The following is a 19,828-nucleotide window of genomic DNA, read 5'->3' on the forward strand; positions in this document are numbered from 1 at the left end:
GCAAGGGCTTTTGATTGGCCGGGTCAGTGCAAGGTCAGGCGCTGACGGACAAATTCTTCGACGTGACGGCTGGTCTGATCCAGATGACGGTCGCGTTGTTTTTCCGCATCGAGCATCGCGCGCTTGCCGTTCTTCTGCAGCAGGTAGGTATGAATCTGCTGCACTTCCAGCGAGCGGTAGATCGGCGTGGTATCGATAAAGCCGCGCAAGCCGTTGCTGCGGTAATGCCGCGTGCTCATCAGCACCTGAGTCTCGCGCTGGCCGATCACTTCAAAACCCAACGCTTCGAAGTACGGCACCTTGCCAATGCTGCAGGCCAGTTCCGCATGCGGATAGCGTCCGACCATGTCCGCGAGCATCGCCCGCGCCACACCCTGACGCCGATGCCCTTCGCGCACCGCCATGTAGGCGACGCTGCACGCCTCCCAATCGCCCTGCACCGGCAGGTACAGCAGAAAGCCGATGACCTGTTCCGGATCTTCATTGTCAGTGGCCACCAGCAATTCCACCTCGGTGCCTTTCTGACCATTCAACGCCTCGAGGTACAGATGCACCTCGTAACCGACCGCGTACTGATAAACGTTGTACAGCAGATTGCTCGGGCCAAGTCCCACCGCACTGATGTCGGTCAGGTAGTCGACGACCATTTGCAGGATCTGACTGTTGACGCTCTCGGGGCATGGGGAGGTGTAGTGGGTGATGCGTGGCATGGACAAACTCCGGCAGTAAATAACGTTGCCGATGATCAGAGCCGTCGACGAACCGCGACATCATACCGCGCCGCGGTAGACCACCGTTTAAAGATCCGCTGTCGAAGGCCGATGTAACGATCACCTTTCATTTCACTACCAAGGACCGGGCCATGTATTACCCGCGCGAAGCCGCAAAAGATCATCTTTACAACCGAATCGTCATGCTCACTGTCGCCTGCTGCGTGGTCTTGCTCCTCGCCGGGATGGCGCGCCATCAAGGCATTCTGTATGCGCTGTTGAATTTCAATGGCGCGCAAACCAACGGCACTGTCACGCAGTTGGAAGAGATCCTCATGAACAAGAACGGCAAGATCATTCACTATCGCTATGCCGACGAGCAGGGTCAGCTTCATGAAGGTGATTTTGTCGACGAACGCTACGCCGAACACACCCAGTACGAAGTCAATGGACCGATTGCGCTATTGGTCTCGCCCTGGATGCCGGAAAAAAGCGCCATCGCCAGCCAGCTGCAAAGCTATCGCGCAGGTTTTTACATCATGGCCGGCGGCGTATCGCTCGCCCTGCTGTTCCTGCTGGTTTCCGGCAGGACGTTCTGGCAGATTCAGGCGATGAAGGAACAAGACCGGTACTACTGAACAGTCACTGTTGCGGCGCCACCACTCTGAATTTGATGTTGATGTCTCTGGACACCACGCTGTCAGCCCACTCCCCTGCGCCGAGGCCGAACGCCTCACGGTTGAGCACCAGCTCACCGTCGAAGATGCCGATGGCGTTGTCCGGTTTCAACTGCACTGGCACCTCCACCTCTCGAGTGATGCCCTTGAGTGTGAGCTGCCCGGCGATCTGGTAACGGTGCTCGGCCACCTGGGTGAAACGGCTGGATTCGAACACCGCGAGCGGGAATTTCTCAGTGTCGAACCAGGCCGGTTTTACCAGCTCTGCGTTGGCGTCTTCGCTGCCAGCATCGATGCTGCCGAGATCGATATGCAAAGTCGTACGGGCGTCGGCAAGGTTGTCGGTGTCAAAGTCCAGCGTTGCCTCGAACTTGCCGAAGGTGCCATACATTCGCGAGCCCATCTGCTGGTAGGTGAAGCTGATCTGGCTGGCACTGGTGTTGACGCGAGTGTATTCGGCGGCTTGAGCGACGGTCGAGGCATACAGGTACAACGCGGTAACCAGCAGCAATCGCATCGACATGGAACTCTCCGGGCGGCGCGTGCCGTCGAGGGCCTTGGTTCACTTAAGCAAACAACCCGCCGTCACGCCAGCACCTATATCAAGCGCTCGATCTTCTGGTGCTTCCAGACCAGTTTGTAATAGAGCGTCTGCAGTATCAGCATTCCCAGATAGGCAACCGGAAAAGCCATCCAGACGCCCTGCAAACCGAAGTGCCCGTCCAGCCAATACGCCGCAGGCAACTGCACGCCGACCACGCAGATAATCGAAATGACCACCGGCACCAGCACCGTGCCACTGGCGCGCATGATCCCGCCGATGATGGCCTGAAAGCCAAATACCAGCAGGCTCCAGAGCATGATGTGCAAGAGGTGCTCGGCCATGGCCCGGGTCGAGTCCTCGGTCAGGAACAAGCCCAGCAGCCAGTGCGACAGAAGATAACCCAGCACAATCAAGCCCCCGGTCAGGCACACGTTGATCAACAACCCGGTGCGCAGGATTGGACCCATTCGTTGCAGATGTCCGGCGCCAATCGCCTGTGCCCCGAGAATCGATGCGGTGATCGCAATCGACAGCGCCGGGAATTGCACGTAATTGACGATCTGCGTCACCGCGCCATAGGCCGCTGTTGCCTGAGAACCGTGCTGGTTGACCAGTGCCAGAATCACCAGCTCCGACAGCGACAGCACGATCATCTGCACTCCGGTCGGCAGGCCGATACGCAAAACCTTGCCGAGTATCACCCGGTCCAGTCGCAATGCGGCAAAGAACTCCCGGTCCGGCGCCAGCGGATGGCCCTTGCGGATCAGCCGCCAGGCCAGCCACGCCATTGCCGACAGATTCCCCGCCAGCCCGGCATAGGCCGCGCTCTGAATGCCCAATGGTGGCAAACCCAGCCAGCCGCGAATCAACGCCGGCGTCAGTGCCAGCCCCACCGCGGTGGAGACGATCAGCGCCAGCAACGGCGACAGCGTATCGCTGACCCCGCGCAGCAACTGGGTGAACAGCACGAAGACCAGCAGTGACGGCAGAATCCACAACATGACGTGGGCATAGTCCACCGCATCGTCGAGCACATCCGCCGGCGTGCCCAGCCCCGTCAGCGCCTGGCGCGCAAACACGGTACCGAGCACTGCGGCAACCAGGCCGATCAGCATACCCAGCAGCAACGTCGCTCCGGCAATCGCTTTGACCATGTGCGTTTCCCGCGCGCCCCACGCCTGACCGATCAACACGCCGGCACCCGCGCCAAGACCGATGACCAGGGCGATGAAAAAGAACACGACGGGAAACATACCGGACACTGCCGCCAGCGCCTGAGTGCCGAGCATTTGACCGATGTAGATGCTGTTGACTGTCCCGGACATCGATTGCAGGAAGTTCGACAGCACCATCGGCGCGAGAAACAGTAGATAGGTTTGCCAGAGCGGCTTGGCGAAGGTGGCGCTTTGCATTGAATGGAGGTCCATCTCGACGGCGGCAGGCCTGATTGACGATAGCTTCGGTGAGTTGCGTGCACGGTGCAATCAACATTTCCAATCGGCGTTGATTGTCAGTTTTGCATTTGTGTAAATGCCAGGCATCGCTTTGTGTCAGTGTTCGGCTGTGGTAAATCAGCGATTCTCTCGACACGTACTATTGAGGCTAGGTTCATGCGTAACGTTGCAAATTTTCTGCTCGGCTCCCTTTTCGTGCTGTTCGCGACCTGCGCTCAGGCAGCCGCACCTGCAGCCGCCCCTGATTCATTGAAACCGTTATTGGTCACGCTCAATGAACGCCTGAACATCGGTGATCTGGTTGCGCTGACCAAATGGGACAGCGGCAAACCGATCCAGGACAGCCTGCGTGAGGCGCAGGTGATTGCCAATGCGCGAACTCTGGCAGACGAAAACAAACTCGATCCGGATGACGTCGAACAGTTGATCGCCGCGCAAATGGAGGCCAACAAACTGGTGCAATACGGTCTGCTCGCACAATGGCAGGCGGCAGGTGCGGCACCGGATACACCGCGCCCGGACCTGGCGAAACAGATACGCCCGCGTCTGGATGAACTGCAAAAGCGCCTGTTACAACAGTACGCCGAGTTCTCCCACTATCGGCAAGACCCGAATTGCCCGTCATGGCTGACCACTGTCCGCAGCGGTCTGGCCGCCGATGCGCTGCATGATCTGGCGCTGATTCGTGCCAGCGGCGAGTTATGCATCCGGGCAAAACCGCTCTGAAGCGAGGGTATCGGCAATACATCATCGGCGTCGATGTTCACCATCACGTCAATGAAGTTCTCATAAAAAAAGCACGGCGTAACATCGGCTCCAGACAAACAAACAACTTTCTGGAGCACACGATCATGAAACGCCAAACCCTTCTCGGCATCGCTTTCTCGGTTTTCGCAGTTAACGCTTTTGCAGCTACCCCTGCTCACACCCTGGTCGCTGAAGGCGGCTCGGACGAGTTGATCGAAAGCCGTTTGGCTGAGGGTGGTTCGGATCGTCTGATCGAACGCCGCGTGGCCGAGGGTGGCGCGGATCGTCTGATCGAACGCCGCGTGGCCGAAGGTGGTTCGGATCGTCTGATCGAACGCCGCGTGGCCGAGGGTGGTTCGGATCGTCTGATCGAACGCCGCGTGGCCGAGGGTGGTTCGGATCGTCTGATCGAGCGCCGCGTGGCATGAATCAAGTGCAGTACCGCAACCCCCATGAAAAAGCCCGGCCTGATCAGCCGGGCTTTTTGCATTCAGCCGACGCTTATTGGGCGGTTTTCAGCTTGACCACGTCACCGGAGATGGTGGTGGTGTAGCCGGTCAGGACCCAGGCCCAGAACCAGTTTTCCTGCACTTGGGTGTTGATCAATGCATCGCCACCCTTGGCTTTGATCGCCGCGTCTTGCGCGCGTACAAATCGGCTGTTCTGGCGGATCGGAATAATACCGAACAGCAGCAGGCCGGTGGCCGAGGCTTCGCTGTGGCCAACCACGGTGTACTGGTTGCTGTCGTAATGTGCGGATTTCATCGGGGCGCCGGTGCAACCTGCCAGAACCACACCGAACAGTGCGGCGGCGACTATTTTGCTGAGGTATTTCACAGTAAAACTCCATGGGGGAACGCCCGGGATCCATCTCTCGGGCGGCGCGCATTCTAACCAAAATGATGGCTCATTAGCATCAATGTTGTTCTTGTTTACATGAACTTGTTCGCTGGCCGGCCATCGGCGATGTCGCATACCATGGCGCCACTTTAACAAGACAGACACCGCCCCCATGTTCAAAGCCAGTCTGCGTAGCCATCTCACCCTGTGGTTCGGCGGTTTGTCCCTGCTTACGCTATTGAGTGTGGGCTTTTATGTCGGTCACATCGCCACCGAGCAAATGAAGCAGGCCAGCGGCAATGCCTTGCTGAACACGGCGCGCTCGGCGGCGACGTTATTGGGTGAGCAACTGCGCGAGCGGCAACTGGAGGTTTACCTGCTCAGTCGCGCTCCGCATCTGGAACGTGGTGATCTGGATAACCCCGCCATCCTCAAATCGATGCAACTGCGCACCCAGGCACGCGCCGAATACGCGTGGATGGGCGTCACCGACGCCGAAGGCAACGTCCGCCAGGCCGTCAACGATTTGCTGGTCGGCCAGTCAGTTCAAAAACGCCCGTGGTTCCAGACCGGCTTGCGCCGCCAGTACACCGGCGATCCCCACGAAGCGGTGTTGCTGGCGAAATTGTTGCCGGGCCTGCCCAATGGCGAGCCACTGCGCTTCATCGATTTCGCCGCACCGATCCATAACGCCGAAGGTCTGGTGATTGGCGTGCTGGGCGCACATGCGCACTGGAGCTGGGTGACCCGCATCGTCGAGTCGGCGGCGTTTTCCCACAAGAACTCGGCACCGGATATCCAGGCGCTGATCGTCGACCACGATGGCAAGGTGCTCTACCCCGAAGCGCTGATGGGCCAACAGCTGGCGACCAACGACCCGGTATTGTCGGGCTGGACGGCGGCCAACGGTTACCTGACCAGCATGGTCACCGTGCCGACCCCATCGGGCACGGCGCTGTCGTGGTCGATCGCCATCCGCCAGCCACTGGAAACCGCGCTGCAACCGGCGCGGACGCTGCAATACGAATTGCTGATCCTCGGCGTTTTCGCCGCCATCGTTTTCGGCCTGGTGGCTTATTACCTGGCGCTGTACCTGAGTCGCCCGATCGAACAACTCGCGCACTCGGCCAAACAGGTGCAGAACAACCAGTCCGGCGCGCAATTCCAGCTCCAGCATCCGGTACTGGAAATTGCCCAGCTCGGCCAGTCCATCGACGCGATGACGCAATCACTGCTCGGCAAGGAACGCGAACTGCAGGAAGCCAACGCCTCGCTGGAAGCCACCGTGGCGCAACGCACCGCCGCACTCACCGAAGCCAATGCCGAGCTGCTGAGCCTGGCCACCCACGACGGCTTGACCGGCGTCTACAACCGCCGCCGATTTGACGAAAAAATCACTGAGTACTCACTGCTGTCCCGGCGCACTGGACGCCCGTTTGCCCTGCTGCTGATTGATGCCGATTACTTCAAACGCATCAATGACAGCCACGGCCACGCGGTCGGTGACGAGGTCCTGCAACAACTGGCGACCTTGATCCAGAACAGCGTACGCAGCACCGATTTCGTCGCTCGCTACGGCGGCGAAGAATTCGCCGTACTGCTGCCGGAAGTGGCGCAACCCGACACCCCGGAAGTCGTCGCTGAAAAGATTCGCGCAGCGGTAGCCGACGCGGAGTTTCCCGGCGTCGGCAACGTTACCGTGAGTATTGGCCTCGGCCTGGCAGATCCGGCAGACAACAACCACACGGCCCTGATCAAACGTGCCGATCAGCAGCTGTACCAGGCGAAGGCTGCAGGGCGCAATCAGGTTGCGTTTCATGCCCACTGACACCGGCGTAGACAGGTCGACTTGCCGGCCCCATCGCTGGCAAGCCAGCTCACACAGGGATTGAGTACACCTGCTATTCACCAGCGTTTTTGAGATACCTATCGCGAGCAGGCTCACTCCTACAAGAGCAAGAGCAAGAGATCGCAGCCTTCGGCAGCTCCTACAGTCCCACGTTCACCTATAGGCCGAGTGTCAGCTCGCCTGCTCTTGATCTTGATCCACCGGCGACGTCGGAAGGCTGAGTGGAGGGATTGATCCGGGCGTGGGAGCGCAGCGACCGTCTGGCGAAGCCAGACACAGCGGAAGGAGGTGCAGCGAAGCAAACCGTAGCCGCTGCGCCTGGATCGATCCCGCAGCGAAGGAACCCGAGCCTGCGAGGGCCGAACGTAGGAGCAAGCGTTTTTTTGCTTACTTTTTTTAGGCGTTTGTAAAAAAAGTGAGTCGCCGTAAGGGCGAAACCCTAAGCAGCCGTTACCGCAGCAATGGATATGTACCCGGTCAAAACTACCAAAACGCCCTGGAACGGCGCGTTCCCGTAATTATTCAGCACTGAACTTCTGCAGATAAGCCAACAGATTCTCCAGCTTCTCCTCATCACTCAGCCCCCAGAAAATCATCCGCGTCCCCGGCACCACCCCTTTCGGATCCTCGAGATACGCCTTGAGCGTCGCCCGATCCCAGGTAATCCCCGAGTTCTTCATCGCATCGGAATAAACATAATTGGCCGAAGTCCCCGCAGCCCGGCCAATGATGCCGTTCAACTGCGGACCAAACCCCGGACGAGCCGACTCGCCAACCTGATGGCAACCGCCGCACAGACGCGGAAAGATTTTCGCCCCGGCCTCAGGATCGCCTTCAGCCTGAGCGCTGGTGCTGAAGAGCAAAGCGAGAAACAGTGTTGTGGTGAATTTCATTGAACAGTCCAAACTGGCTTTTCATGGCGTGGGCGCAGTTTACAGATAAGCGCCGACAATCGTCCTGACAGTGATCAACGCCTGACGCAACACCTGCATGTCCACCGACCCGAGCGCCAGACGAATCGCATGGGGCGTATTGGCCAACAGCGAAAACGGCTCGGCGGTGGTTACGGAAATCTGCTGCTGCATCAACTCGACCACGACCTGATCGGCACGCACGTCTTCGGGCAACGGCAGCCACAGAAAATAAGAGGCCGGATGAGCGCTGTAGCGCAGCCCATTCAGCAACTCGGCCGCCAAGGCCTGTCGGGCCATGGCATCGTGGCGTTTCTGCTGTTCAAGCAGTGTCACTGTACCGTCATCGAGCCAGCCGCAGGCGATGGCGGTCATGACCCCGGGCGTGTTCCACGTCGTTGCGCGAATGATCCGCTCCAGTGCGGGCACTTGAGGCAGCGGCGCGGCAACGAAGCCGACCCGCAATCCGGTGGCAATGTTTTTCGACAGCCCCGATACGTAAAACGTCCGTTCCGGTGCCAGTTCAATCAGCGGACATGGCGGGTTCTCGACCAGAAACGCGTAGGCCGCGTCTTCAATGATCGTCAGATCGTGCCGACGCGCAATCGCGATCAATTGCTCGCGCTGTTCCAATGGCATGACCCAGCCCAGCGGATTGTGCAGCGTCGGCATGCAGTACACGGCGCGCACTGCACGCTGGCGACAGAGTCTGTCCAGTGCCGGCAAGTCCGGACCCTGTTGCGTCATCGGAATCGCCAGCACTTCCAGATGCAACGCGTCGGCCAGCACCTTGAACCCGGAATAGGTCAGCGCATCGGCGGCGATCACATCGCCGGGTTTAAGCAGCGCCATCAGCGTTACCGCCAGACCCTGCTGAGCGCCGTTGACAATCAGCACCTGCGCAGCTTCGACCGTCACGCCGCGTGCCGACAAATGTTGCGCGACCGCGGCGCGCTCGTGGGCACGCCCGGCGTGGGGCTGATAACGCAGCAGTGCTTCGAGATCACCGGACAACGCCAGTTGACGCAACGCAGTACGCAACAGCTCGGCCTGACCGGGCAACGATGGATAGTTGAAATTCAGGTCGATCATGCCGACCGCCACGTCCTTTTGATCGATGCCCTGCCCCGGCGCCAGCGACGTTTCCCGGACAAAAGTGCCACGCCCGGCTTCGCCGCTGACCAGGCCCATCGCCTCAAGCTCGGCGTAGACCCGTGATGCGGTCACCAGCGCCAGTCCTTCCTGCGCTGCCAGTTGCCGATGCGTTGGCAATCGCGTACCCGGCGCCAATCGTCCGCCACGAATGTCCGCCGCGTAACGGTCTACCAGAGTTTTGTAACGGGAACGGGGCATGTCGGCTGTATCCATGACAATTTTTTGATTGTGCTGATTCTCAGCCCTAGGATCACAGCGACACAAGCCACTTCTTGAGCGCGACCGACATGCACACAACATCGACTGCGGCCAACCCGACGCTGGAAAAAACCAGCGGCTGGATCAACGGTTTTATCGGCGTGCTGATTTTCAGCGGTTCGCTGCCGGCGACACGTCTGGCGGTGCTGGAATTCGATCCGGTATTTCTGACCGTCGTGCGAGCAGCCATTGCGGGAGCGTTGGCGGTGGCGCTTTTGCTGATGTTCAAACAGCGGCGACCGGCGCGTCATCAGTGGCTGTCGCTGTTGATTGTGGCGCTGGGCGTGGTGTTGGGTTTTCCGCTGTTGACTGCGTTGGCATTGCAGCACGTAACGTCGGCGCATTCGATCGTGTTTGTAGGATTGCTACCGCTGGCCACGGCGATGTTTGGAGTCTTGCGTGGGGGTGAGCGGCCACGACCGGTGTTTTGGATCTTCTCGATACTAGGCAGTGCGCTGGTGGTGGGCTTCGCCTTGTCTCAAGGGCTGAGCGCCTCGCCGACCGGGGACTTGCTGATGCTCGCGGCGATCCTGGCCTGCGGCCTTGGTTACGCCGAAGGCGCGAAACTGTCACGCAGCCTCGGCGGCTGGCAGGTGATCTGCTGGGCGCTGCTGTTGTCATTACCGCTGATGGCGCTGCTGAGCCTGTGGCTGGCGCCCGCCTCGTTTGCCAACATCAGCGTGTCGGCGTGGCTGTGCCTGGGATATGTGTCGTTGTTCAGCATGCTGATCGGCTTCGTGTTCTGGTACCGCGGCCTGGCTCAGGGCGGGATCGCCGCGGTCGGGCAGCTGCAGCTGCTGCAACCGTTTTTTGGTCTGGCACTGGCGGCGACATTGCTGCATGAGCAGGTCAGTGTCGGCATGCTCGGCGTCACACTGGGGGTGATTCTTTGCGTGGCCGGAGCGAAGAAATTCGCCAGGTAATGTTCAGTGTCCGGCTTTCCATTGCCGTGGACTGAGCCCGGTCTTGCGCCGAAACGCCCGGGCCAGCGCCGACGGACTTTCGTATCCAACCTCCTCGGCAATCAGTGCAATCGGGCGGCCTTCGCGCAGGCGTTTCTGCGCGAGGCTGACGCGCCAGCTCAACAGGTAATCGGCCGGCGTCTGCCCGACCACGCGGCGAAACTGCTCGGCGAAACCGGCGCGGGACTGGTTCGCTGCAGCGGCGAGGTCGGCAACGCTCCACGGTTTGTGGGGTTGCTCGTGAATCAGGTTCAAGGCGCGGGATAAACGTGCGTCAGCCAGCCCGGCCATCATGCCCGGCTGCTGATCGCGACTGCCAATCAGATGGCGCAGCAGCAAAATCACCAGCAATTCGAACAGGCGATCCATCACCGCCACCCGCCCACAGTGGCCCTCAAAGGCCTCGCTGAACAACCAGTCAAGGGTGCTGCGCAATTCCGGAATATCGGTGAGTTTCAGTACCAGATAGTCGGGTAACGCAGCGGCCAGGGCATTGCCCGAACCGCCGTCGAAGGTCAGCGAGGCGCACACCACTTGGCTGGCCATGGCTTCGTCGGCAGACATCCGGTGAGTGAAGGGCCGGGGAAAGAAAATCAGTGACGGTTCGTCCAGACGGATCTCCCGCTCGTTGCCCGGTTTGAGCAGCAACGCCCCGGCTTGCAGAACATGCACATGGCCGACCGGTTCGCCTTCGTGAATGCTCACGCCACAAAACGCGCCGCTATGGAAGGTGCCGGCGTTCACGCCGAAATGACTGAGTAATGTGGAAAGGCGATCCATGGCTGACTCCCGAAGGCATATCTGGACGATCTGCCGCATATCCTCGACGATTTGCCGCCAAAGCGCCATTGGCAGCCCCTAAGATCTCTCCATCGCCGCTGCACTTCGCTGCGGAATTTCGGAGAATCACCATGAGCCGCATCCCTGCAATCAGCCTCGACACCGCCACCGATGCCACCCGTCCTGCACTGGAAGGCGTGCAGAAAAAAATTGGTTTCCTGCCCAACGTTTTTACCACCCTCGCCCAGGCGCCGGTCGCCCTCGACACTTACCTGCAAGCCTCGGCCATCCTCGGCAAGACCTCGTTGAGCGGCAAAGAGAAAGAAGCCGTTTACCTCGCCACTTCGCAGGTCAACGGTTGCGACTATTGCCTGTCCGCACACACCGTGTTTGCCGGCAAGGCCGGGCTGTCGGCGGAGGACATCATCGCGGCCCGTCAAGGCGAACTGAATTCCTACGCCGCCCTTGCCCGCCAACTGACCGAAACCCGTGGCCACTTGAGCGATGAACAATTGGCCGCTGCCCGCGCTGCCGGTATCGATGACCGCAAGATCATCGAAGTGATTGCCCTGGTGGCCGTGCAGACATTGACCAACTACCTGAACAACACCGCGCTCACCGATATCGACTTCCCGGCAATCGATGCCTGAGCAGTGGTTCAAAAAACCGCGAAATAACCGCTGGCGAAGGGGCACCCACTTTCGCCAGCGCACATTTTTGCTGCCATCATGCATGTCCAGAGATCCTGTTGCGCAAACAAGTGCCTGCTGTGCTGAAACCAAACACCCTGCGCGAAGGTCTTTGTCTCAGACAGACGCCCGGAAAAGCACGAACCCCATGACAGACTGGTTGCAGGACAATGGCGAGATGGCCGGGCAGATTCGCCGTCACGACTGGGCGAATTCGCCCCTCGGCCCGTTGGAAAACTGGCCCGATGTACTCAAGACCACCGTCTCGCTCAGTCTCGCGTCGCATTTCCCTCAGGCGATCGTCTGGGGCCCACAACTGATCACCCTTTACAACGACGCCTTCGTACCGATTCTTGGCGACAAGCCGCACGCGTTGGGACGTCCTTTCAGCGACATCTGGAAGGAAGCCTGGCATGAGATCAGCCCGATCGCCGAGGCCGCGTATGCCGGCCAGGCCACTTACATCGAAAACTTCGCCCTGCAGATCGAGCGCGGCAAGGGGCCGGAGCAGGCGTTCTTCACTTTCTGCTACAGCCCGATTCGCGACTCCCACGGCAATGTCGTCGGCATGATCGACACCGTTACCGAAACCACCCAGACCGTTTATCTCAACCGCCGCCTGGCCGTCCTCGATGCCATTGGCAACGCGGTAACCAACGCTACGGATGCGCAAGCGATCCTGGCGGCGAGCACGCGGCTGATGGTCGAGCAATTGCAACTGTCCAACTGCGCCTACGCCGACATGGATGCCGACGAAGACGGTTTCACCATTCGTGGCGATTACGCGGCGCAGGGTTCACCGAGCATTGTCGGCCATTATCAATTGCGCGATTTCGGTGAGAAGGCAGTGCGTCTGCTGCGCGCCGGTGAACCGCTGGTCATTCACGACAACCGCAGCGAGTTGCCGCCGGAGGAATCGGCGACCTTCCAGGCCATTGGCATCACCTCCACCATTTGTGTGCCGCTGATCAAGCAAGGTCGCCTTACTGCGTTAATGGCCATCCACGACAAAGTACCGCGCATCTGGTCGGAATTCGAACAGGCGCTGCTCAACGAAGTCACCGAACGTTGCTGGGCGCATATCGAACGGGTGCGTGCCGACGCCAACGTGCGCGAAGGTTTACTGGCGCTGGCCGAACTGAATGCCACACTGGAACAGCGGGTCGAAGAACGCAGCCTGCGTCTGGCTCAGGCCGAATCGGCGTTGCGCCAGTCACAAAAGCTCGAAGCCATCGGTCAACTGACTGGCGGCGTTGCTCATGATTTCAACAATCTGCTGACGATCATTCGCTCGTCGGTGGATTTTCTGCGCCAGCCCAACCTCTCCGAAGAACGCCGCCAGCGCTATATGCGTGCGGTGTCCGACACGGTCGAGCGTGCCTCGAAACTGACCAGCCAACTGCTCGCCTTCGCCCGCCGCCAGCCGCTCAATCCGCAAGTGGTCGATGCCGGCGAACGTCTGGCCAATATCGGCGAGATGCTCGAATCGGTCACCGGCGCGCAGATACACGTGTGCGTCGAGCGCCCGGATCACCCCTGCTACATCCGTGTCGACCTCAGTCAGTTTGAAACCGCGTTGATCAACATCGCGCTGAACGCCCGCGACGCCATGGACGGTCAGGGTGAATTGAAGCTACGCCTGGAATGCCACAAACCGCTGCCGGCGATTCGCGGCCACGCCGGTTCCAACGGCCACTTCGTGTCGATTGCCCTGGCCGACACCGGTGCCGGCATCGACGCACACGCCCTGGAACATATTTTCGAGCCGTTCTTCACCACCAAAGCGGTCGGCAAGGGCACGGGGCTGGGGCTGTCGCAGGTGTTCGGCTTCGCCAAGCAATCCGGAGGTAACGTCGATGTCTCCAGCGTGCTCGGCCAAGGCACCGAGTTCACCTTGTACCTGCCGGAGGTACCTGCGGACGAGGCTGAGGTGGATGACACGAAGGACGATGGCGAGGTGCATGCGGCGTGCGAAAAACGCCGGGTGCTGGTGGTCGAGGACAATCTCGATGTCGGCCGTTTCGCCAATCAGATCCTCCAGGATCTGGGCTATGAAACCGCGTGGGCGACCAACGCCGAAGAAGCCCTGCAATTGGCCGGCAGCGATGCCATGGCGTTCGACGCGGTGTTTTCCGACGTGGTCATGCCGGGCATCACTGGTGTCGCTTTGGCCAAAGAACTGCGCCAGCGCCGCCCTGATCTGCCGGTGATTCTGACTTCCGGCTACAGCGAAGAGCTGGCTCGCAGTGGTTACGAAGGTTTCGAGTTTCTCGCCAAGCCCTACTCCGCCGAACAGGTCTCGCGAATTCTCGGCAAGACCTGGCTGAAGGACGCAACGCCAGCGGCGTCAGTCGTGATCGACGCCAGCGCGCTTGAGTAATTTCTTGCAGCGTTCCGACAGATGAAACACCTGTAAATGCTTGCCAGCCTTGGCGTAGCGTTCACGCAGGGTTTTCAACGCGGCGATCGCCGAATAATCGACAAAGCTCAGGTGTCGGCAGTCGAGAGTGACTTTGGCCGGGTCGTTGGCCGGATCGAACTGGTTGAGAAACGGCGTGGTCGAGGCGAAGAACAGCGTGCCGTGCAGGCGATAGAGTTTGCTGCCATCGGCCTCCAGATGTTCATCGGCGTACAGTTCGCGCGCCTGCTGCCAGGCAAAGTTGAGCGCGGCGATGATGATCCCGCACAGCACCGCCGTGGCCAGATCGGTGAACACCGTGATGGTGGTCACGGCGATAATCACCAGCACATCGTGCGCCGGCACCTTGTTGATCACGCGCAACGACGCCCAGGCGAAGGTCTGCTGCGACACTACGAACATCACGCCTACCAGCGCGGCCAGCGGAATACGCTCGATCAGCGGCGACAGAAACAGAATGAACAACAGGATCAGCACGCCAGCGACCACGCCTGACAAACGCCCGCGCCCGCCGGAGCTGAGGTTGATCACGGTCTGGCCGATCATTGCGCAACCACCCATGCCGCCGAACGCGCCGGACACCATGTTCGCCGCGCCGAGCGCCACACATTCACGATCCGGGTAGCCACGGGTTTCGGTGATTTCGTCGGTCAGGTTCAGTGTCAGTAAGGTTTCCAGCAGGCCGACCATCGCCATCAGAATCGCGTACGGGGCGATGATGCGCAGGGTTTCCAGGCTCCATGGAATGTCCGGCATGGCGAACGTCGGCAGACCGCCGGCAATGTGCGCCATGTCGCCGAGCGTGCGGGTCGGCAGGCCGAACAGGTAGACCAGCAGGCCGACACCAAGGATTGCCACCAGGGCCGGCGGCACCGCTTTGGTCAGGCGCGGCAGGATGTAAACGATGGCCATGGTCAGCAGTACCAACCCGGTCATCAGGTACAACGGCGTACCGCTGAGCCAGTGCTCGCCGCTCTTGAAATGCTCCAGTTGCGCCAGAGCAATGATGATCGCCAGGCCGTTGACGAAACCGAGCATCACCGGATGCGGCACCATGCGCACCAGTTTGCCCAGGCGCAACAGCCCGAACGCCATCATGATCAGACCGCCGAGCAGCACCGTCGCCAGCAAATACTGCACGCCGTGTTGCACCACCAGCGCGACGATCACCACCGCCATCGAACCCGCCGCACCGGAAACCATGCCTGGCCGGCCGCCGAACAATGCGGTCAGCGTACAAATGATGAACGCGCCGTACAGGCCCATCAGCGGGTTGAGATGCGCCACCAGCGCAAAAGCAATGCATTCGGGCAACAGGGCAAACGAGGTGGTGAGTCCGGCGAGGACATCGGCGCGCAGACGAATCGGTTTCATGGCTTACCTGACTGAGCGGCCGTCGGGCACGGCCGCTGTTTTCGCGAAAAAAGAGGGAGGCGAATGTTACGGAATTGTTCGGCCTCGGGCCAGTGAAACGCTGACACCGATTGGCGCGGGGCTTATCCTTGCCGACTTGCCCATTGAATCGAGTTGCAGCATGTCAGCGTCTTTGTCCGCCCGGGATGTGTGTCAGCGTTTGCGCGAAGTGGCGCTGGGCGTGCTTGCGTTCGAAGTCTGCGAGGTAATGTCCGAGTCCGGGCTGATTGCCGTTGATATCGAGGGTTGGCATCTGCTGCTGGACCTCGCCGACGGACACTTGCATCACTGTGAATTCGCTCGCAACTGGGCCGGGGATGAAGCGACGCTGGACACGTGGCAGCGTTATGGCACAGACCCGGTGAGCCTGCTCTGCACGTGGGAACTGGCGCAGATCGAGCGGTTATTGCGTGAGGCGAATCGGCTCGACGTTCAGGGCACCATTTCCAGAATCGGTGAATGATTTTCCTGCATGCGGTCGTACCAGCCCTGCAGCACATCGGGCAGGCGATTCTTCCACTTCGTCACGTTGGTGTAGTACCGCAGATGTTCCTGGCCCTGGTCATCGTAGCTTTTGAAGATCAGCCAGACCTGCGCGTCGGCCGCGCTCATCAGGATGCCGATGCCGCCGAGACCGCGCATCCACATTTCCACGACCTGTGTATCAGGTACATCCTTTGATTCCTCGCCGACCTGCAAGGAACCCGAGGTCTCTACCAGCTTCTGGTAATCATTCTTGAGCAGCGAACGCAATACCTGGTCTTCTGCGGGTGTGCGAGCCAGACCCAGGCTGAGCAGATCGTAATCCAGGGTCAGCGGTTGTTCGGAGGCGATATAGCGACCGGCGTAATACACGCCCATGCCACCGCCGCAGTCGGAATCCGCACCGGTTTGCGTGACGTTCAGTACGCCATTGATGGGCGTGAAGGTGAGTTTGCAGGCGTCCAGGGCGTAAACGGCTGTTCCATCCTTGAGCGTTGCGACTCCGGTCAGATCACCGGAATTGGCGCCCTCGCCCGCTGAGATATCGATGGCGATGTGCGTAGCATCGCGACGCTGCGTAACGATGGTCGCCGAAGTTGAGGTGCTGGGCGGGATCAATTGCCAAGTGGCGTCCCAACTGAACGGCTTGACCGCATGTTCGAGTTCGGTGAGGCGCATCAGATATTCACGACGCAGACACGCGCTCTGGGTACCGCAAGCGTTGCGGTTTTTCAGCCATTGGCGTTGGTCGGTTTTCAGGGCTTTGGGATCGGCAACGTTGCCCAGCGTGGTCCGCCATTGTTCAGCGAGTTTGTCGTCGAGGCTCGAGAGGTACGGGTCGTTGCAGACGGCTGTTTCGGCTTTGCCGGCGGCGCTGGTGCAATCGAAACTGCTGGCGTGGGTGCTGCAGGCCAGCGCGAGCGTTGCCAGCGCCAGGGTGTTACGCAGGGAGATAGCGAACATCGAGAGATTCCATTCTTCGGATGGCGGGGAGTATGCCGGTGCTGCTGCCGTAAATCGCCGTTGTCGTAGAACACTCAGTCACCTTGGAGCGAGCCTGCTCGCGAAGGCGGTGTGTCAGCCACAAATAAATTGCCTGACCTGCCGCCTTCGTGAGCAAGCCCACTCCCACAGGATTCCGCGCTACACCCGCGATCCCCGGCAACCCACAAAACCAATGTGGGAGCGAGCTTGCTCGCGAAGGCGGCGTGTCAGCCACCGATAAAATGCCTGACCTGCCGCCTTCGTGAGCAAGCTCACTCCCACAGGATTTCGCGCTACACCCGCGATCCCCGGCAACCCACAAAACCAATGTGGGAGCGAGCTTGCTCGCGAAGGCGGCGTGTCAGCCACCGATAAAATGCCTGACCTGCCGCCTTCGTGAGCAAGCCCACTCCCACAGGATTTCGCGCTACATCCGCGATCCCCGGCAACCCACAAATTCACTGTGGGAGCGAGCCTGCTCGGGAAAGCGGAATGTCAGCCACAAATAAATTGCCTGACCTGCCGCCTTGGTGAGCAAGCTCACTCCCACCAGATTACGCGCTACACCCGCGATCCCCGGCAACCCACACAACCAGTGTGGGAGCGAGCCTGCTCGCGAAAGCGGAATGTCAGCCACAAATAAATCGCCTGACCTGCCGCCTTCGTGAGCAAGCCCACTCCCACAGGATTTCGCGCTACACCCCGATTCCCGGCAACCCACAAAACCAATGTGGGAGCGAGCTTGCTCGCGAAAGCGGTGTGTTAGCCACAGATAAAATGCCTGACCGGCCGCCTTCGTGAGCAAGCCCACTCTCACAGGATTTCGCGCTACACCCGCGATCCCCGGCAACCCACAAAACCAATGTGGGAGCGAGCTTGCTCGCGAAGGCGGCGTGTCAGCCACCGATAAAATGCCTGACCTGCCGCCTTCGTGAGCAAGCCCACTCCCACAGGATTTCGCGCTACACCCCGATTCCCGGCAACCCACAAATTCACTGTGGGAGCGAGCCTGCTCGCGAAGGCGGCGTGTCAGCCACCGATAAAATGCCTGACCTGCCGCCTTCGTGAGCAAGCCCACTCCCCCAGGATTTCGCGCTACACCCCCGATCCCCGGCAACCCACAAATCCACTGTGGGAGCGAGCCTGCTCGCGAAAGCGGAATGTCAGCCACAAATAAATCGCCTGACCTGCCGCCTTCGTGAGCAAGCCCACTCCCACAGGATTTCGCTACACCCGCGATCCCCGGCAACCCACGAAACCAATGTGGGAGCGAGCCTGCTCGCGAAAGCGGAATGTCAGCCACAAATAAATTGCCTGACCTGCCGCCTTCGTGAGCAAGCTCACTCCCACCAGATTACGCGCTACACCCGCGATCCCCGGCAACCCACAAAACCAATGTGGGAGCGAGCCTGCTCGCGAAAGCGGTGTGTCAGCCACAGATAAGTTGCCTGACCGGCCGCCTTCGTGAGCAAGCCCACTCCCACAGGATTTCGCGCTACACCCCCCATCCCCGGCAACCCACAAATCCACTGTGGGAGCGAGCCTGCTCGCGAAAGCGGTGTGTCAGGCACAGATAAATTGCCTGACCTGCCGCCTTCGTGAGCAAGCCCACTCCCACAGGATTTCGCGCTACACCCCGATTCCCGGCAACCCACAAATTCACTGTGGGAGCGAGCCTGCTCGGGAAAGCGGAATGTCAGCCACAAATAAATCGCCTGACCTGCCGCCTTCGTGAGCAAGCCCACTCGCACAGGATTTCGCGCTACACCCGCGATCCCCCGGCAACCCACAAAACCAATGTGGGAGCGAGCTTGCTCGCGAAGGCGGCGTGTCAGCCACAGATAAATTGCCTGACCTGCCGCCTTCGTGAGCAAGCCCACTCCCACAGGATTTCGCGCTACACCCACGATCCCCGGCAACCCACAAAACCAATGTGGGAGCGAGCCTGCTCGCGAAAGCAGTCTGTCAGCCACAAATAAATCGCCCGACCTACCGCCTTCGTGAGCAAGCCCACTCCCACAGGGCAACCCACAAAACCAATGTGGGAGCGAGCTTGCTCGCGAAAGCGGTGTGTCAGCCACAGATAAGTTGCCTGACCGGCCGCCTTCGTGAGCAAGCCCCCTCCCACAGGGCAACCCACAAAACCAATGTGGGAGCGAGCTTGCTCGCGAAAGCGGTGTGTCAGCCACAGATAAGTTGCCTGACCGGCCGCCTTCGTGAGCAAGCCCACTCCCACAGGGCAACCCACAAAACCAATGTGGGAGCGAGCCTGCTCGCGAAAGCGGTGTGTCAGCCACAGATAATTGCCTGACCTGCCGCCTTCGTGAGCAAGCCCACTCCCACAGGATTTCGCGCTACACCCGCCATCCCCGGCAACCCACAAGGTGGGGTGTGTACGGTTAGAAAGTGATGTCGGCGGCCGGTTTTACGTCGATCCGAGCCACGGAACTGGTGAGGGCCGCAAAGTCCCTGTTGTGTTGGGCAATGATGTCGTCGGCGCTCATGTTGCCGTTGTCGACCGTCGAATGTGCATCTCTCGCAACAACGACGTCGTAGCCCAGCTCATGCGCACTGCGAACTGTGGCGTTGACGCAGTAATCGGTCTGCAAGCCGCAGATGACCAGTCGCTCAAAATCTTCGCTGGGCAGCAGCTTGCCGAGATCGGTCTGGTAGAAAGAGTCCCCGGTGGTTTTGTCTACGTTCAGGTCTTTCGTCGAAGTCACCAGATCTTTGGCCAGTTGCCAACCGTCAGCACCGCGCACAAACGGACCGTCCTTTTCTTCGTGTTGAATCAGCACCACCGGAACGCCGGCATCGCGGGCGCGTTGGCTCAGACCATTTATCGTGGCGATCACACGGTCGATTTCAAAACACTGATATTCACCAGCACACAACGCCTGCTGGACATCGATGATCAGTAATGCGGTGGTCATGTCGAGCCTTCCTTGATCAA

Annotated in this window: 18 protein-coding genes; 8 read left to right on the forward strand and 10 right to left on the reverse strand. The window is 60.0% G+C overall.

Annotation, left to right across the window (positions count from 1 at the left end; all coding sequences use genetic code 11):
- Window positions 1-23 precede the first annotated feature (23 nt).
- A complete protein-coding gene (locus ACMYUN_RS03675) occupies window positions 24-710 on the reverse strand; it encodes a GNAT family N-acetyltransferase (RefSeq protein ID WP_039762261.1) in 687 nt (228 codons plus the stop codon).
- A 152-nt stretch (window positions 711-862) separates the two neighbouring features.
- Between ACMYUN_RS03675 and ACMYUN_RS03680 the strand changes: the two genes are divergently transcribed.
- Complete coding sequence (locus ACMYUN_RS03680; RefSeq protein ID WP_039762262.1) at window positions 863-1,348, forward strand: DUF3592 domain-containing protein; 486 nt, start codon at window positions 863-865, stop codon at window positions 1,346-1,348.
- 4 nt (window positions 1,349-1,352) lie between these two features.
- Here ACMYUN_RS03680 and ACMYUN_RS03685 read toward each other — a convergent pair whose 3' ends face one another.
- On the reverse strand, window positions 1,353-1,910 hold the full coding sequence (locus tag ACMYUN_RS03685; protein ID WP_129998411.1) for a YceI family protein: 558 nt from the start codon (window positions 1,908-1,910) through the stop codon (window positions 1,353-1,355).
- Between the two features lie 74 nt (window positions 1,911-1,984).
- Window positions 1,985-3,343, reverse strand: a complete 1,359-nt coding sequence (locus ACMYUN_RS03690) for an MATE family efflux transporter (protein WP_310409181.1) — start codon at window positions 3,341-3,343, stop codon at window positions 1,985-1,987.
- Window positions 3,344-3,541: 198 nt separating this feature from the next.
- Here ACMYUN_RS03690 and ACMYUN_RS03695 point away from each other — a divergent pair, with 198 nt between their 5' ends.
- The gene (locus ACMYUN_RS03695; RefSeq protein WP_415762914.1) at window positions 3,542-4,111 is read left to right on the forward strand and encodes a chorismate mutase; all 570 of its coding nucleotides are present in this window, start codon (window positions 3,542-3,544) and stop codon (window positions 4,109-4,111) included.
- A 125-nt stretch (window positions 4,112-4,236) separates the two neighbouring features.
- Entirely contained in the window at window positions 4,237-4,560 is a 324-nt protein-coding gene (locus ACMYUN_RS03700; protein WP_415762915.1) for a hypothetical protein, read from the forward strand.
- A gap of 73 nt (window positions 4,561-4,633) precedes the next feature.
- Here ACMYUN_RS03700 and ACMYUN_RS03705 read toward each other — a convergent pair whose 3' ends face one another.
- Window positions 4,634-4,969, reverse strand: coding sequence for a hypothetical protein (locus ACMYUN_RS03705; protein WP_415762917.1), 336 nt, complete (start codon window positions 4,967-4,969; stop codon window positions 4,634-4,636).
- Between the two features lie 175 nt (window positions 4,970-5,144).
- Between ACMYUN_RS03705 and ACMYUN_RS03710 the strand changes: the two genes are divergently transcribed.
- Complete coding sequence (locus ACMYUN_RS03710) at window positions 5,145-6,800, forward strand: diguanylate cyclase (protein WP_415762918.1); 1,656 nt, start codon at window positions 5,145-5,147, stop codon at window positions 6,798-6,800.
- 539 nt (window positions 6,801-7,339) lie between these two features.
- Here the strand turns inward: ACMYUN_RS03710 and ACMYUN_RS03715 are convergent.
- Both ACMYUN_RS03715 and ACMYUN_RS03720 read right to left on the reverse strand, forming a co-directional pair.
- The gene (locus ACMYUN_RS03715; RefSeq protein ID WP_415762919.1) at window positions 7,340-7,714 is read right to left on the reverse strand and encodes a c-type cytochrome; all 375 of its coding nucleotides are present in this window, start codon (window positions 7,712-7,714) and stop codon (window positions 7,340-7,342) included.
- A gap of 39 nt (window positions 7,715-7,753) precedes the next feature.
- Complete coding sequence (locus ACMYUN_RS03720; protein WP_415762920.1) at window positions 7,754-9,085, reverse strand: PLP-dependent aminotransferase family protein; 1,332 nt, start codon at window positions 9,083-9,085, stop codon at window positions 7,754-7,756.
- An 89-nt stretch (window positions 9,086-9,174) separates the two neighbouring features.
- Between ACMYUN_RS03720 and ACMYUN_RS03725 the strand changes: the two genes are divergently transcribed.
- On the forward strand, window positions 9,175-10,068 hold the full coding sequence (locus ACMYUN_RS03725; RefSeq protein ID WP_415762921.1) for a DMT family transporter: 894 nt from the start codon (window positions 9,175-9,177) through the stop codon (window positions 10,066-10,068).
- A 3-nt stretch (window positions 10,069-10,071) separates the two neighbouring features.
- On the opposite strand, the gene ACMYUN_RS03730 is transcribed toward ACMYUN_RS03725, so the two are convergent.
- The gene (locus ACMYUN_RS03730) at window positions 10,072-10,887 is read right to left on the reverse strand and encodes an AraC family transcriptional regulator (protein WP_039762273.1); all 816 of its coding nucleotides are present in this window, start codon (window positions 10,885-10,887) and stop codon (window positions 10,072-10,074) included.
- Between the two features lie 131 nt (window positions 10,888-11,018).
- Between ACMYUN_RS03730 and ACMYUN_RS03735 the strand changes: the two genes are divergently transcribed.
- Together ACMYUN_RS03735 and ACMYUN_RS03740 are read left to right on the forward strand one after the other, a co-directional pair.
- Entirely contained in the window at window positions 11,019-11,537 is a 519-nt protein-coding gene (locus ACMYUN_RS03735; protein ID WP_415762922.1) for a carboxymuconolactone decarboxylase family protein, read from the forward strand.
- Between the two features lie 187 nt (window positions 11,538-11,724).
- Complete coding sequence (locus ACMYUN_RS03740) at window positions 11,725-13,956, forward strand: response regulator (RefSeq protein WP_415762923.1); 2,232 nt, start codon at window positions 11,725-11,727, stop codon at window positions 13,954-13,956.
- Here ACMYUN_RS03740 and ACMYUN_RS03745 read toward each other — a convergent pair.
- Window positions 13,924-15,369, reverse strand: a complete 1,446-nt coding sequence (locus tag ACMYUN_RS03745) for a SulP family inorganic anion transporter (protein WP_415762924.1) — start codon at window positions 15,367-15,369, stop codon at window positions 13,924-13,926. The genes ACMYUN_RS03740 and ACMYUN_RS03745 overlap by 33 nt on opposite strands.
- 160 nt (window positions 15,370-15,529) lie before the next feature.
- Here ACMYUN_RS03745 and ACMYUN_RS03750 point away from each other — a divergent pair, with 160 nt between their 5' ends.
- Window positions 15,530-15,871 carry a hypothetical protein gene (locus ACMYUN_RS03750; protein ID WP_415762925.1) on the forward strand — a complete coding sequence of 114 codons (342 nt, stop codon included), beginning with the start codon at window positions 15,530-15,532 and terminating at the stop codon, window positions 15,869-15,871.
- On the opposite strand, the gene ACMYUN_RS03755 is transcribed toward ACMYUN_RS03750, so the two are convergent.
- A complete protein-coding gene (locus tag ACMYUN_RS03755; RefSeq protein ID WP_415762926.1) occupies window positions 15,841-16,854 on the reverse strand; it encodes a lysozyme inhibitor LprI family protein in 1,014 nt (337 codons plus the stop codon). The two genes, ACMYUN_RS03750 and ACMYUN_RS03755, sit on opposite strands and share 31 nt — an antisense overlap.
- A 2,420-nt stretch (window positions 16,855-19,274) precedes the next feature.
- Window positions 19,275-19,808 (reverse strand): cysteine hydrolase family protein, encoded by a 534-nt coding sequence (locus ACMYUN_RS03760; protein WP_415762927.1) that lies wholly within the window; start codon window positions 19,806-19,808, stop codon window positions 19,275-19,277.
- Between the last annotated feature and the right edge of the window lie 20 nt (window positions 19,809-19,828).

It is taken from the genome of Pseudomonas sp. CP4, assembly GCF_047758505.1.
GTDB classification, from domain to species: domain Bacteria; phylum Pseudomonadota; class Gammaproteobacteria; order Pseudomonadales; family Pseudomonadaceae; genus Aquipseudomonas; species Aquipseudomonas fluorescens_AO.